Origin of the sequence: Streptosporangium sp. NPDC020072 (assembly GCF_040631445.1) — a bacterium.
Taxonomy (GTDB): domain Bacteria; phylum Actinomycetota; class Actinomycetes; order Streptosporangiales; family Streptosporangiaceae; genus Streptosporangium.
Genome location: NZ_JBEYAB010000033.1, coordinates 1 through 14,064, shown reverse-complemented (window position 1 = coordinate 14,064; position 14,064 = coordinate 1). Strand labels below are relative to the sequence as shown.

General features: G+C 71.4%; 12 protein-coding genes. 3 read left to right on the top strand and 9 right to left on the bottom strand.

Features of this window, described 5'->3' with window-relative positions; genetic code table 11:
- Positions 1–305: 305 nt before the first annotated feature.
- From clpB to menB, 9 genes are all read right to left on the bottom strand, one after another.
- Entirely contained in the window at positions 306–2,939 is a 2,634-nt protein-coding gene (clpB, locus tag ABZ470_RS41575) for an ATP-dependent chaperone ClpB (RefSeq protein ID WP_362918702.1), read from the bottom strand.
- The gene (locus ABZ470_RS41570) at positions 2,921–3,241 is read right to left on the bottom strand and encodes a chaperone modulator CbpM (RefSeq protein WP_352012537.1); all 321 of its coding nucleotides are present in this window, start codon (positions 3,239–3,241) and stop codon (positions 2,921–2,923) included. Before ABZ470_RS41570 ends, clpB begins: the two co-directional genes overlap by 19 nt.
- Complete coding sequence (locus ABZ470_RS41565; RefSeq protein ID WP_362918700.1) at positions 3,241–4,194, bottom strand: DnaJ C-terminal domain-containing protein; 954 nt, start codon at positions 4,192–4,194, stop codon at positions 3,241–3,243. Before ABZ470_RS41565 ends, ABZ470_RS41570 begins: the two co-directional genes overlap by 1 nt.
- Complete coding sequence (locus ABZ470_RS41560; protein ID WP_352012539.1) at positions 4,191–4,694, bottom strand: nucleotide exchange factor GrpE; 504 nt, start codon at positions 4,692–4,694, stop codon at positions 4,191–4,193. The genes ABZ470_RS41565 and ABZ470_RS41560 overlap by 4 nt, the downstream gene beginning before the upstream one ends.
- Entirely contained in the window at positions 4,687–6,576 is a 1,890-nt protein-coding gene (gene dnaK / locus ABZ470_RS41555) for a molecular chaperone DnaK (RefSeq protein WP_362918698.1), read from the bottom strand. Before dnaK ends, ABZ470_RS41560 begins: the two co-directional genes overlap by 8 nt.
- A 117-nt stretch (positions 6,577–6,693) precedes the next feature.
- Complete coding sequence (locus tag ABZ470_RS41550) at positions 6,694–7,164, bottom strand: general stress protein (protein WP_352012541.1); 471 nt, start codon at positions 7,162–7,164, stop codon at positions 6,694–6,696.
- A gap of 84 nt (positions 7,165–7,248) precedes the next feature.
- Positions 7,249–7,929, bottom strand: a complete 681-nt coding sequence (locus tag ABZ470_RS41545; protein ID WP_362918696.1) for a DedA family protein — start codon at positions 7,927–7,929, stop codon at positions 7,249–7,251.
- An 85-nt stretch (positions 7,930–8,014) separates the two neighbouring features.
- On the bottom strand, positions 8,015–9,670 hold the full coding sequence (gene menD, locus ABZ470_RS41540) for a 2-succinyl-5-enolpyruvyl-6-hydroxy-3-cyclohexene-1-carboxylic-acid synthase (protein ID WP_352012543.1): 1,656 nt from the start codon (positions 9,668–9,670) through the stop codon (positions 8,015–8,017).
- A 156-nt stretch (positions 9,671–9,826) separates the two neighbouring features.
- Positions 9,827–10,672: a 1,4-dihydroxy-2-naphthoyl-CoA synthase gene (menB, locus tag ABZ470_RS41535; RefSeq protein WP_352012710.1), complete on the bottom strand. Its 846-nt coding sequence runs from the start codon at positions 10,670–10,672 to the stop codon at positions 9,827–9,829.
- A 182-nt stretch (positions 10,673–10,854) separates the two neighbouring features.
- Between menB and ABZ470_RS41530 the strand changes: the two genes are divergently transcribed.
- The 3 genes from ABZ470_RS41530 to ABZ470_RS41520 all read left to right on the top strand — a co-directional run bounded on the left by ABZ470_RS41530 (position 10,855) and on the right by ABZ470_RS41520 (position 13,943).
- Positions 10,855–11,982 (top strand): AMP-binding protein, encoded by a 1,128-nt coding sequence (locus ABZ470_RS41530; protein ID WP_362918704.1) that lies wholly within the window; start codon positions 10,855–10,857, stop codon positions 11,980–11,982.
- Positions 11,983–12,030: 48 nt separating this feature from the next.
- Positions 12,031–12,432: a hypothetical protein gene (locus tag ABZ470_RS41525; protein ID WP_362918694.1), complete on the top strand. Its 402-nt coding sequence runs from the start codon at positions 12,031–12,033 to the stop codon at positions 12,430–12,432.
- Between the two features lie 185 nt (positions 12,433–12,617).
- Positions 12,618–13,943 (top strand): RNA polymerase sigma factor, encoded by a 1,326-nt coding sequence (locus ABZ470_RS41520; protein ID WP_362918692.1) that lies wholly within the window; start codon positions 12,618–12,620, stop codon positions 13,941–13,943.
- The last annotated feature ends 121 nt before the right edge of the window (positions 13,944–14,064 follow it).

The window sequence follows — 14,064 nt, the reverse complement described above, 5'->3', positions numbered from 1 at the left end:
CTCAGGGAACTACAGGTGCTGCTGGCCGTCTGGGCAGGCCGGTGCCCGACCTGCCACCAGCGACCGCCCTAACCACCTAACAAAGCACTACTAGGTTGTGTCTGGCTGTGTCTCCTTGCTCCGCCTGACGGCGTCGCGGGCTTGGGCGCCTCCGAGTCGGTGCTTTCCCTCGTCACTCCGTCGCTGCGCTCCTGCGTTCCTCAGTCCAAGCACCGACGGCGCCCAAGCCGGAAACCCCTTCGCGCACGGCGCCGGTAGGGTCTCCGGCCAAAAGCCTTCTCCACCGGCGGGTTGGCCGGTGAGCTTCAGGCCACCTTGGCCGTCTCGGTCTCCTGGGCGACGGTGACCACGAGCTCCCCCCCGGCCATGCCGACCCGGATCACCGCGCCCTCGTGCGCGTCACCGAGCAGCAGGGCGCGCCCGATGCGGGTCTCGACCTCCTTGGCGATGAAGCGCCTCAGCGGGCGGGCGCCGTACACGGGGTCGTAGCCCCGTTCGGCGATGTGTCTGGTGGCGTCCTCGGAGACCTCCAGCAGGATGCCCCGCTCGCCGAGCCGCGCGCGCAGGTCGCCGAACATCAGGCCCACGATGCGCTCGATCTCCTCCTCGGTGAGCGGCTTGAAGATCACGATGTCGTCGACGCGGTTGAGGAACTCGGGGCGGAAGTGCGAACGCAGGTCCGCCATCACCAGCTCCTGGGCGTCCTGTTTGATCTCCCCGCTTGAGGTGACGCCCTCAAGCAGGTAGACCGAGCCGATGTTGGAGGTCATGATCAGCACCGTGTTGCGGAAGTCGACGGTCCTGCCCTGTGCGTCGGTGAGCCGCCCGTCGTCGAGGACCTGCAGCAGCGTGTTGAACACGTCGGGGTGCGCCTTCTCGATCTCGTCGAAGAGCACCACCGAGTACGGCTTGCGCCGTACGGCCTCGGTGAGCTGGCCGCCCTCCTCGTAGCCCACGTAACCGGGCGGGGCGCCGACGAGGCGGCTGACGGTGTGCCGCTCCTGGTACTCGCTCATGTCGATGCGGATCATGTTGTCCTCGGTGTCGAACAACGCCGCGGCCAGCGCCTTGGCCAGCTCGGTCTTGCCCACCCCGGTCGGCCCGAGGAAGATGAACGACCCGATCGGGCGGCGCGGGTCCTTGATCCCCGAGCGGGCCCTGATGATGGCGTCGGAAACCGTCTGCACGGCCTCGTCCTGGCCGATCACCCGCTCGTGCAGGACCTCGTCCAGGTGCAGGAGCTTCTCGCGCTCGCCCTCCTGCAGGCGGCTCACCGGGATGCCCGTCCACCTGGAGACGATCAGTGCGATCTCCTCCTCGGTGACCACCTCACGCAGCAGCCTGGCGACCCCCTGCTTGCTGCGCAGGCGTTCCTCCTCGGCCTTCAGCCGCCGTTCCAGCTCGGGCAGTCTCCCGTGCCGCAGCTCGGCGGCACGGTTGAGGTCGTAGTCACGCTCGGCCCGCTCCGCCTCGGCGCGCACGTTCTCCAGTTCCTCGCGCAACCCCTGGACGCCGCGCAGCGCGTGCCGTTCGGCCTCCCACTGGGCGCGCATGGCGTCGGCCTCCGCGCGCAGGTCGGACAACTCCCTGCGCAGCTCGTCGAGGCGGGCCAGGCTCTGCTGGTCCTCCTCCTTGCCCAGCGCGGCCTCCTCGATCTCCAGGCGCATCACCCTGCGGGTGAGCTCGTCGAGCTCGGCGGGCATCGAGTCGATCTCGGTCCTGAGCATCGCGCAGGCCTCGTCGACCAGGTCGATGGCCTTGTCCGGCAGGAAGCGGTCGGAGATGTAGCGGTGGCTGAGCACCACGGCGGCCACCAGGGCGGCGTCCTGGATCGTCACCCCGTGGAAGACCTCCAGCCGTTCGCGCAGGCCACGCAGGATCGAGACGGCGTCCTCGACGGAGGGCTCGTCGACCGTGACGGGCTGGAAGCGGCGTTCCAGGGCGGCGTCCTTCTCGATGTGCTTGCGGTACTCCTCAAGCGTCGTCGCGCCGATCATGTGCAGCTCGCCGCGGGCCAGCATGGGCTTGAGCATGTTGCCCGCGTCCATGGCGCCCTCGGCCGCGCCCGCCCCGACGACCGTGTGCAGTTCGTCGACGAACAGCAGGATGCGGCCCTCCGCGGCCACCACCTCGGTGAGCACGGCCTTGAGCCGTTCCTCGAACTCCCCCCGGTACTTCGCCCCGGCGACCAGGGCTCCCATGTCGAGGCTGAAGACCACCTTGTCCCGCAGGCCCTCGGGCACGTCGCCGTTGCTGATCCGCTGGGCGAGTCCCTCGACGATGGCGGTCTTGCCGACTCCGGGGTCGCCGACCAGCACCGGGTTGTTCTTGCTCTTGCGGGACAGGATCTGGATGACGCGGCGGATCTCGGCGTCGCGCCCGATGACCGGGTCGAGCCTGCCCGCGGCGGCGTCGGCCACCAGGTCCCGCCCGTACTTGGTCAGCGCCTCGTAGGCGACCTCGGGCATCGCCGAGGTGACGCGCTGGTTTCCGCGGATGGCGGTGAGCGCCTGCAGGAAGGAGTCCCTGGTCAGCCCCTGCTGGCGCAGCAGCCGCCCGGCGGGCGTCGTCTCGCCCTCCTCGATCAGGGAGACGAGCAGATGCTCGACGGAGACGTACTCGTCCTTGAGCCGGTCGGCCTCCCGCTTGGCCGTCTCCAGCAGCCGGGAAAGGCGCTGGGTCACCCGGACCTGACCGGGTTCGACGCCCGGCCCGCTGACCCTCGGCATCCGGTTCAGCGCCGCCTCCAGGTCGGCGCCGAGCCGGTCGGTGTCGACGGAGGCGTTCAGGAGCAGCCGTGGGATCAGCCCGTCCGGCTGGTCGAGCAGCGCCTGCAGCAGGTGCTCGCCGTCGACGTCGGTGTGCCCGTGGCGCAGGGCCTTGGTCTGCGCGTCGTGCAGCGCCTCCTGCGACTTCTGCGTCAGCTGGTTGACGTCCACTTCGGTCCTCCCGGGGTGCGGGAGCGCCCACGCGCGGCGCTCTCCAGCTCGGCGATGCGGTCCAGAAGGTCGACCACCAGGCCGAGGGCCGCGTAGTTGAGGGCGAACCCGGCGCGCAGCCGCTGGACCCTGGCCATGGCCGGCAGCTGGGAGAGCGGGAACCACAGCTCCCCCGCCGCGTCCCGCTGCGCGTCGAGCACGCCGAGGACGACCAGGCGGCGCACCAGGTCGGGGTGCGTGCCGGTCAGGCGGGCGAACGACTCGATGTCCAGGCGTCGCGGCCTGGTCAGGGCGTAGGGCATCACCGCCTCCTCGGGTCGAACTCCGACACCGCCGCGAGCTGCTCGAACAGCTGCCTCTCCTCGTCGGTCGGCCGTGGCGGCACCATGATCTGTATCTCGGCGAACAGGTCGCCGGGGCCTTCCCTCGGACTGGGCATGCCCCGGCCGCGCAGCCGCAGCCGCCGCCCGCTCGACGTGCCCGGCGGCACCTTGACCTTGGTCTCGCCGCCCGGTGTCTCGACGGCTACGGCCGCGCCGAGCGCCCCCTCCCAGGGCGTGATCGGGAGCCGGATGTGGATGTCGCGTCCCTCGACCCGGTAACGGGGATGCGGCGCGATCCTGACGATCAGGTAGAGGTCTCCGGGGGGTGCCCCGTCACCGCCCCTGCCGCCCTGGCCCGCCAGGCGGATCCGCCGGCCGTCGGTCACCCCTGCGGGGATGCGGACCTCGATCCTGCGGCCCCCGACGGTGAGGGACTTACGGCCGCCCCGGTAGGCGTCCTCGACGCTCAGCTCCAGCTCGGCCTCCTGGTCGGCGCCGGGGATGGGCCCCCATCCGGGGCCCGCCCTGCCCGCGCCGCCCGCCCTGCCGGAGAAGAGTCCCTCCAGCAGGTCGTCGATGTCGACGCCCTCCCCGAAGCCGGAGGGGCCCTGACCGGGCCAGCCGCTCCCCCGGCCGCCCCGCCCTGCCCCCGCGCGTCCCGCTCCGGCACGGGCCCAGGTCTCGGGGTCCACGTCCTCGGGGACCTGGCGGAAGTCGGGGCCGAACGCGTCGTAGCGGCGGCGGGTCTTGGGGTCGGACAGGACGCTGTAGGCCTCGGAGATGTCCTTGAAGCGGTCCTCGGCCTCGGGGTCCTTGTTGACGTCGGGGTGGTTGGCCCGCGCAAGTTTGCGGTAGGCGCGCTGGATGTCCTCCTGGCTCGCGTTGCGCTGCAGGCCGAGGATCTCGTAGAAGTCCCGGGCTGCCGGCATCATTCCGCCTTGGAGACGACGACCGTCGCGGGCCGCAGTTGCCGTTCACCGTCCCCGTAGGCGGGCTGCACCACGTGCAGGACGGTCCCGTCCGGTGTGCCCTCCTGGCTGAGCACGCCGACCGCCTCGTGCCTGGCGGGGTCGAACCTCGCGCCGGTGTCGTCGCGGCGCGGGAAGCCCAGGCGGGCCAGCACGTCGAGAGCCTGCTCGTGGATGGCCCGCAGCCCCTCGGCGACGGAGGAGGGGTCGTTTCCGGCGTGTTCGAGGGCGCGTTCCAGGTTGTCCAGCACCGGAAGCCATTCGGCCGCCGCCCTGGCCCTTTCCTCCTCCCGCACCCGGGACGCGTCACGGCTGACCCGTTTGCGCAGGTTGTCGAGGTCGGCCAGGGCTCGCCGCCACCGGTCCTGGAGCTCGGCCACCTCGTCCTGAAGCTCGGTGACGCGCTCCTGGAGGCCGTCGGGTTCCTGCCTCACGGCCTCGTCGTCGCGGGGTTCCTCACTCATCGGTCGTGAACTCCGCGTCGATGACGTCGTCGTCCCGGCCGCCGCCCTGAGCCCCCTGCGGGCCCTGGCCGCTCTGGCCGCCGGAGGCCGAGACCGTGCCCAGCCCCTGGTAGACCTGTTGCAGCTCGCCGGTCAGCGAGCGCAGCCGGTCGATCGGTGTCTCCTGCTGCCTGACCGTCTCCCTGGCGTCGGAGACGAGCATCTCGGCCCGAGCCTTCTCATGGACCGGCACGGCATCCCCCAGCTCGGAAAGCCGCCGCTCCACCTGGTAGGCGACACTGTCGAGCTCGTTGCGCGCGTCCACGACCTGCCGCAGCCGCAGGTCCTCCTCCCGGTGCCGTTCGGCGTCGGCGACCATCCGCTCGACCTCGCCCGTGTCGAGGGTCGAGCTCTCACTGATGGTGATGCGCTGCTCGGCGCCGGTGTCCTTGTCCTTGGCCGAGACGTTCAGGATCCCGTTGGCGTCGACGTCGAAGGTGACCTCGACCTGGGGCACACCGCGCGGCGCGGGCCTGATGTTCTCCAGCCTGAAGCGGCCGAGCACCCGGTTGTCCCCGGCGCGTTCGCGCTCGCCCTGCAGCACCACGACGTCCACCGCGTTCTGGTTGTCCTCGGCGGTGCTGAACACCTCGGAACGGCGGGCGGGGATCGTCGTGTTACGGTCGATGACCTTCGTCATGATGCCGCCGAGGGTCTCGATGCCGAGCGAGAGAGGCGTCACGTCCAGCAGGACGACGTCCTTCAGCTCGCCCTTGATGACGGCCGCCTGCACCGCCGCGCCGAGCGCGACGACCTCGTCGGGGTTGACCGTCATGTTCGGTTCCTTGCCCCCGGTCATCCTGCGCACCAGGGCCTGTACGGCGGGCATCCTGGTCGATCCGCCGACCAGGATCACCTCGTCGATGTCCCCGGTGCTCAGCCGCGCGTCGGCCATGGCCTGCTCGACCGGCCCCTTGCAGCGTTCCAGCAGGTCGGAGGTGATGTCCTCGAACGTCGCCCGGCGCAGCGTGGTGTTCAGGTGCTTGGGGCCCGAGGCGTCGGCCGTGATGAAGGGCAGGTTGATCTGCGTCTGGGAGACCGAGGACAGCTCGACCTTGGCCTTCTCCGCCGCCTCGAAGAGCCGTTGCAGAGCCTGGGGGTCGGCGCGCAGGTCGACGCCGGTGTCCCGCTGGAACTCGTCGGCGAGGTAGTCGACGATGCGCCGGTCGAAGTCGTCACCGCCGAGGTGGGTGTCGCCCGCGGTCGAACGTACCTCGACGACGCCGTCCCCGATGGTCAGGATGCTGACGTCGAACGTTCCGCCGCCCAGGTCGAAGACGAGCACCGTCTCGTTCTCCTTGCGGTCGAGCCCGTAGGCCAGGGCCGCGGCGGTCGGCTCGTTGACGATCCTCAGCACCTCAAGACCGGCGATCTTCCCCGCGTCCTTGGTGGCCTGGCGCTGGGAGTCGTTGAAGTAGGCGGGCACGGTGATGACCGCCTCGGTGACCTTCTCTCCGAGGAACTTGGAGGCGTCGTCGACGAGTTTGCGCAGGATCAGGGCGGAGATCTCCTCCGGGGCGTACATCTTGCCGCGCACGTCGAAACGGACCGCGTCGTCCGGCCCCGGCACCACGTCGAACGACACGGCGTGCATCTCGGTGGTGACCTCGTCGTAGCGGCGGCCGATGAAACGCTTGGCCGAGTAGATCGTCCCCTTCGGGTTGAGGATCGCCTGACGACGGGCCAGCTGCCCGACCAGGCGTTCGCCGTCCTCGGTGAAGGCGACGACCGACGGGGTCGTCCGCGACCCCTCGGCGTTGGCGATCACCGTGGGCTTGTCGCCCTCCATCGTGGCGATCACCGAGTTGGTCGTCCCCAGGTCGATCCCGACTGCCTTAGCCATGCTGGTCTCCTTCTGGGCCTCCCGCGACGGCCGTACGGCGCGCGGGGCCGCGTCCTCGGATTGACGGACGGGCCCCTGAGGCGCGACCCGGCGTGAACCCCGCGGGCGGTCGCCGCCCTAGGTGTGCTGGGGTATGCCGGTCTCTAGCAGCCTGCGGGCCTCGGCGGCCTGGGGCGTCGTCACCCGCAGCTCGTAGCGGTTGGCGACGATGGCGCTCGACGAGAGGAAGTCCCTCCTGCCGCCGGTGAAGGCGTGGGCGATGAGCCCGAAGATGGCTCCGGCGACCACACCCCAGATCACGCTCCACAGGACCAGGATCCAGGGGAACCTGCCGGGGGTGAAGATCGCGAAGAACAGGCCGATCAGCAGTCCGATCCAGGCACCGGTCGCCGCCCCCATCCCCGCGGCGCGCAGGTAGGTCAGCCGCCCGAGCACCTTCTCGACCATCCGCAGGTCCATCCCGACGATCATCGCGTGCTGGACGGGAAAACGCTGGTCCGACAGGTAGTCGACGGCCCGCTGGGCCTCCTCGTAACGGCCGTAGGTGGCTACCGGTTCATAGCCGGTCAAGGTCTGGTCGGATAGCATGCCGCCTCCCCTCCACGGTGAGTCCGTACCGACTCAGCGTGACCGGCCCGCGGCCCGGCGCACATCCCCAGGTCTGGTAGCAGATCAGCCCGCGCCGACCGGACTGCCCGCCTGTCCGGCCTCCGGGTCCCCCTCGGTCACCCCGGGCTCCCCGGACGTCTCGGCCACCGCCCGCGCGGCCCTGCGCTTGACGAACAGCGTGGTCGCGACGCCGAACAGCAACGCGACGACCAGCGCGACCCAGGAGAAGCCCCGCAGCCACCGCTCGGCGGCCATGCCCAGGTAGTAGATCACCGCGGTGGTCCCGCCCGCCCAGACGATCCCGCCGAGCACGTTGGCGACCAGGAACCTCCAGTACGGCATGCGCAGCGCCCCGGCCAGCGGCCCCGCCAGGATGCGCAGCAGCGCGACGAACCTGCCGAGGAAGACCGTCCACATGCCGTAGCGGTGGAAGTAGCGTTCGGCCCTGCCGATGTGCTCCGGCCCGAAGTGCTTGGGGAACCTGCGTCCGAGCCGGTCGAACATCGGCTTGCCGCCCCTGCGCCCGACGGCGTAGCCGATCGAGTCGCCGACGATCGCGCCGACGCCGGCGCAGGCGCCGACCCACAGCGGGTCGACCACGCCCTTGGCCGCCAGCAGCGCGGAGCTGACCAGGACGATCTCGCCGGGCAGCGGGATGCCCAGGCTCTCGATCCCGATCACCAGACCGACCAGGACGTAGATCCACACCGCGGGAATCGCCTGGAGCAACTCGTCGACATGCATGCCCGTCACCTTATTGCGTCGTCTCCCCGATCTCATCCGGCCTCGCCCGGCCGCACCCGGCCTCACAGGGGCCGGTGTCAGGCCCTCACAGGACGCCGTGGATCGCGGTGTGGGCCGCCTCGCGCAGCGCGGCGTGCAGCACCGCGTTCGGCTCCCGGTCCGTGTGGACCTCGACGATGCGCACCCCCTCCCCGCGCAACGCCTTGGGCAGCTGTTCCGCCTCCCCGACGAAGGTGTACGGCGTGCCGGTCGCCGCCGCGACGTGGGACAGGTCCACTCCGTGCGAGGTGCCGAAGACCCGTTCGAAGGGGTCGCGCAGCGCGGCCTGGGGCAGCAGCGAGAAGATCCCGCCCCCGTCGTTGTTCACCACGACCAGGCACAGGTCGGGGCGGGGCTCGCGGGGGCCGAGGATCAGCCCGTTCTGGTCGTGCAGGAACGTCAGGTCGCCCATCAGCGCGTAGGAGGGGCCGTTGTGCGCCAGCGCCGCGCCCATCGCGGAGGACACCACGCCGTCGATCCCCGCCGCGCCCCGGTTGGACAGGATCCGCAGCCCCCTCCTCGGGCGCATCGCCTGGTCGAGGTCACGGATCGGCATGGACGAGCCGGAGAACAGCAGCGCCCCGTTGGGCAGCTGCTCGGCCAGGTCCCTGGCCAGGCGCGGCTCGCTGAGCCCGCCCGCGTCGAGCACCTCGTCGATCGCCGCCCTGGCCGCCGTGTCCGCACGCCGCCACGAGCGCAGCCAGTCGTCGTCCCCGGCCGCGACCGGGATCTCGACCGCCTGCGCCACCTGGGTCGCGGAACGGGTCGGGTCGGGCCAGCGGGACAGGTCGGGGGCGACGACGATGTGCTCCTCGGCGTGCCTGAGCCAGTTCAGCAGCGGCCTGGACAGGCCGGGACGGCCCAGGGTGACCACCACGTCCGGACGGTGCCGGTCGGCGAACTCGGGGGTGCCGAGCAGGAAGTGGTAGGTCGAGACCGCGTGGTCGCCGTAGCGGGCGCCGCCGTTCGGCTCCGACAGGACCGGCCATCCGGCCATGCCGGCCGCCGCCACGTATCTGCGCATGTTGGCGGCGCCGTCCCCGACGACGAGCACGCCCCTTCGGGTCGGCGGCAGGTGCAGCGCGGCCGCGGGAGGCGCGACCCTGGCGCGGACCCACGGCCCGTTGGCGTCGCCCTCAAGGGACTCGCTCCAGGAGACGTCGCCGTCCGGGACGAGCGGCTCACGGAAGGCGAGGTTGAGGTGGACCGGGCCGGGGTCGGCCGGGCCGAGGGAACGCTGGTAGGCGCGGCAGGCCAGGGAACGCCAGTAGGCGACCTGCCCAGGCCGGTCCTCGGGCACGCCGACCTCGCTGAACCAGCGGACCGCGGTGCCGTACATCTTGATCTGGTCGATGGTCTGGCTGGCGCCGGTGTCGCGCAGCTCGGGCGGCCGGTCGGCGGTGAGCAGCAGCAGCGGCACCCCCGACTCGTGCGCCTCGACGACCGCGGGGTGGAAGTTCGCCGCGGCGGTGCCCGAGGTGCACATCAGCGCGACCGGCCGGCCGCCGCGCTTGGCCAGTCCGAGGGCGAGGAAGGCCGCCGAGCGCTCGTCGATGCGCACGTGCAGCCGTACGCGGCTGTCGGCGTGCGCGGCGAGCGCGAGCGGAGCCGAGCGTGAGCCCGGCGCGAGCACCACCTCGGTGAGACCGCAGCGTACGAGTTCGTCGACCAGCACGGTCGCGAGCGCGGTGGCGGGATTCACCGCACTGCCTCCTCTGGTCGTCGTCGTGCTGAGAGAAGCCGTGTCCGAAAGGACGGACACGACGGCTGACGGCGGACCGGCGCCGTCCTCACCGCGCCGGGGCGGCGCACTGCGGGGACGGGCCGGTTTCGCCTCATCGCTGGAATCGCCTGCGGCTCACGGCCTGCGCGGGAACTTGCCGAAGTCGGGGGTGCGCTTCTCCTTGAAGGCGTCGCGGCCCTCCTGCGCCTCCTCGCTCATGTAGAAGAGCAGGGTGGCGTCGCCGGCGAACTGCTGCATGCCCGCCGCGCCGTCGGTGACCGCGTTCAGCGCGCCCTTGAGCATGCGCAGGGCCAGCGGGGACTTCTCCAGCATCTCCCTGGCCCAGGCGACCGTCTCCTCCTCCAGGCGCTCCAGCGGGACGACCGTGTTGACCAGGCCCCAGCCGAGGGCGGTCTCGGCGTCGTACTGACGGCACAGGTACCAGATCTCACGGGCCCGCTTCAGGCCGACGGTCTCGGCGAGCAGCCAGGACCCGTAGCCGCCGTCGAAGGAGCCGACCTTGGGCCCGGTCTGGCCGAAGACCGCGTTGTCCGCGGCGATGGACAGGTCGCAGCAGACGTGCAGCACGTGACCGCCGCCGATCGCGTAGCCGGCGATCATCGCGATGACCGGCTTGGGGCAGCGGCGGATCTGCACCTGCAGGTCCAGCACGTTCAGCCTGCCCACGTGCGGGGTCGACTTGTCGACGTAGCCGTCGTCACCGCGGATCTTCTGGTCGCCGCCCGAGCAGAAGGCCCGGTCGCCCGCGCCGGTGAGAATGATCACACCGATCTCCGAGTCCTCCTGGGCGACGTTGAAGGCGTCCCTGAGCTCGAAGAGCGTCGTCGGGCGGAAGGCGTTGTGCCGCTCCGGCCGGTTGATCGTGATCTTCGCGATGCCCTCGGCGGTCTCGTAGACGATGTCCTCGTAGTCCCCGGAGCGCCTCCAGTCGGCGGCGCGCACCTGGACGCTCTCCGGCATGGGCCTGGCCTCGCCCTTCGCCCGCCCGTCCGTGCCCGGCACCGCCTGCTCCGTGCTCACGATGACTGCGTCCCTTCCGCCTCGCCGGGACCCGCCCGGCTGCCGTCCGTTTTCCCGGCACTAACCTTACGACTGTGACGAACGGTCCTGTGCACGCGGAGTCGTCCTGCGGGTGGCGGGAGCTGCACGCGCTCGTGCTGCCGCCGGGACCGGAGCTGTTCAGGGCGGTCGGCGCCGCGCTCGACGGCGGCCCCGCGGTGCTTCCCCTGTCCCCCGCCCTGCCCGCCGCCGCGCTGCGGGCCACGCTCGACGCCCTGCGCCCCACCCATGTCAACGGTGTACGGCGCGAGCACGGTGTGGGGGTGCCCGGCGAGGTGGCCGTCGTCATCGCCACCAGCGGCACGACCGGGGCGCCGAAGGGGGTCCAGCTGTCGGCCGCGGCCCTGCGCGCCTCCGCCTCGGCCTCGCTGCGCCGTCTGGGCGCCCGGCCCGGCGAGCGCTGGCTCTGCTGCCTGCCCCCCTCCCACGTCTCGGGGCTTCAGGTCCTGGTCAGGTCACTGGTCAGCGGGACGGAACCGATCGTGCACGAGGGCTTCTCCCCCGAGGCGGTGCTCTCCAGCGGTGCCCGGCACGTCTCGCTGGTTCCGACGCAGCTGCGTCGGCTGCTGGACGCCGACCTGTCGGTGTTCGACACGATCCTGCTGGGGGGCGCGGCGCCGCCGCCGGGGCTGGTCGAGGAGGCCAGGGCCGCGGGCGCGCGGGTGGTGCTCAGCTATGGGATGAGCGAGACCTGTGGTGGGTGCGTCTACGACGGCGCCCCCCTTTACAATGTAGATCTCAAGATTGGCGACGACGGGCGGATTCGCGTCGCGGGCCCGGTGCTGTTCTCCGGCTACCGGCTGCGGCCCGAGCTGACCGCCTCGGCCCTCGACGGCGACTGGTTCGTCACCTCCGACCTCGGCGTCATGGACGGCGGGGGCCTGCGCGTGCTCGGCCGCTGCGACGACGTCATCAACACCGGTGGCGAGAAGGTCGTCGCCGCCGTGGCCGCCGCCGCCGTCGCCGAGCACCCCGCGATCGCCGACGCCGTCGTGGTCGGCCGCCCCGATCCGGAGTGGGGCGAGCGCGTCGTGGCCGTCGTCGTCTCCCCCGACCCGCCGTCGCTGACCGAGCTGCGGGCCTTCGTCAAGGAACGGCTCCCCGCCTGCGCGGCCCCCGCCGAACTGGTCGTGATGTCCGAAATACCACTTCTGCCCAATGGCAAGCCGAATCTCGCCGCCCTCCGTTATGGTCGTGATCGGGAACCGTGAGGAGACCCGGCACGTCAAACAGACAGCCGCGACAGAAGGGACGACCCCATGCATATCACCCGCAAGGCGTTGGTCTCCGCTGGAGTCGTCGGCGTGATCCTTGTGGGCGGCGTCTCCGTGACGGCCGCCGCCTCCGCCGGCCGGGTGGAGAAGATCTGGAGGGTCGTGGAGTCCGGCTCCGGGCCCGCCGTGTCACCGGCGACGCGGCAGACGGCGCAGCCGCAGGCCGACGACGACGCACCGCGCTCCGAGCCGACGTCCGCGCCCTCCTCCGCGCCCACGTCGGCGCCCGACGACGGGTCCGTGGTCTCCAGGGACGTCAACCCCGACCCGGGGTCGGTCACGACCTACTGGACCGAGCAGCGCCTGCAGGAGGCGAGCCCCTTCCCCATGCCCGAGGCCGACGACCCGGCGGGGCCCTCCGGAAGCCGGGTGGAGGGGATCGAATAGCCCCTGACCACGGCTGATGACGGAACGGACCGCCTCGGGACGATCCGCCCATCTTATTTTCCCCGTCAAGTCGGGAACATAAAGTTCTTGACTGGGGTTATTGGTACTGGTGCGCTGAGCGGCCCGCAGGCCGCCCCACCCGACAATCTGTAAGCAGACGACTCCGTGATGGAGGAGGTGTCCTCATGCCCCAAACCGCCGTGGCGACCTCATCGGAGGCCCCGACGCCCCTTGAGAAGCTCCTTGACCGAGGGCGAGTCCAGGGTCACCTTTCGCTCGCGGAGCTGCGCCACGCCTTCGCGGAGTCCGGGACCAGCCCCACGGAGGGCCGCTCGATCCTGCGGGAGCTCACCGAGGCCGGCGTCATCCTGGCCGCCGAGGACGAGCCCGCGCTCAGCGGCGCGTCCAAGAAGACCGCCGGGCGCCGGACCACCCGCAAGGCGAAGGCCGCGCCCGCCAAGGCCACCACCAGGGCCGCCAGGACCACCGCCAAGAAGGCCGAGACCGCCGAGGCCGAGCCGGAGATCGGCGAGGAGGAGTGGGCCCCCGAGGAGGCCGAGCTCGAGGCCGAGCAGACCATGGACCTGGACGACCAGTCCTCGGTCATGGGCGACTCGGTGCACACCTACCTCAAGTCGATCGGCAGGCGCACCCTGCTCACCGCCGCCCAGGAGGTCGAGCTGGCCAAGCGGATCGAGGCGGGGCTGTACGCCGAGTCCAAGCTTGAGGCCGAGCCCGGCCTGCCCGCCGCCATGCGCGACGACCTCGAATGGATCGCCGAGGACGGCCGCCGCGCCAAGGACCACATGCTTGAGGCCAACCTCCGCCTGGTCGTCTCGGTCGCCAAGAAGTACACCGACCGTGGCATGGCGTTGCTCGACGTGGTCCAGGAGGGCAATCTGGGCCTGATCCGCGCGGTCGAGAAGTTCGACTACACCAAGGGCTACAAGTTCTCCACCTACGCCATGTGGTGGATCCGCCAGGCCATCCAGCGTGGGTTCGCCGACTCCGCGCGCACCATCCGCCTTCCCGTGCACGTGCTGGAGATGCTCTCCAAGCTGTCGCGCGTCGAGCGTGACATGCACCAGCGTCTCGGCCGTGAGCCCACCCCGGAGGAACTGGCGGTCGAGCTGGACAAGACCCCCGACCAGATCGAGGAACTGCTGCGCACCAGCCGCCAGCCGATCAGCCTCAACGCGACCATCGGCGACGACGGCGAGACCACCATCGGCGACCTCATCGAGGACGTCGACTCGCCCGAGGCGTCCGAGGTGGTCGACCGTCAGCTGCTGGGTGAGCAGCTGCGCGGCGTGCTGGGCAACCTCTCCCCCAGGGAGGCCAAGATCATGGCTCTGCGCTTCGGCCTCGTCGACGGCAAGCCTCACACCCTCGACGAGATCGGCAAGCACCTGGGCCTGACGCGCGAGCGCATCCGCCAGCTGGAGAAGGAGTCGCTGTCGAAGCTGCGCCACCCGAGCAACACCCGCCCGCTGCTCGACTGGGCCAGCTAGACCCGCTCGTGAGGGGGGGGGGGGGGGCGCCCGGGCCGGCGGCCCCCCCCCCGGGCCCCGGCGCGGCCGCGGGCCGCCGCCGCCCCCCCCCCCCCCCCCCCAAACACCCCCCCCCCCCCCC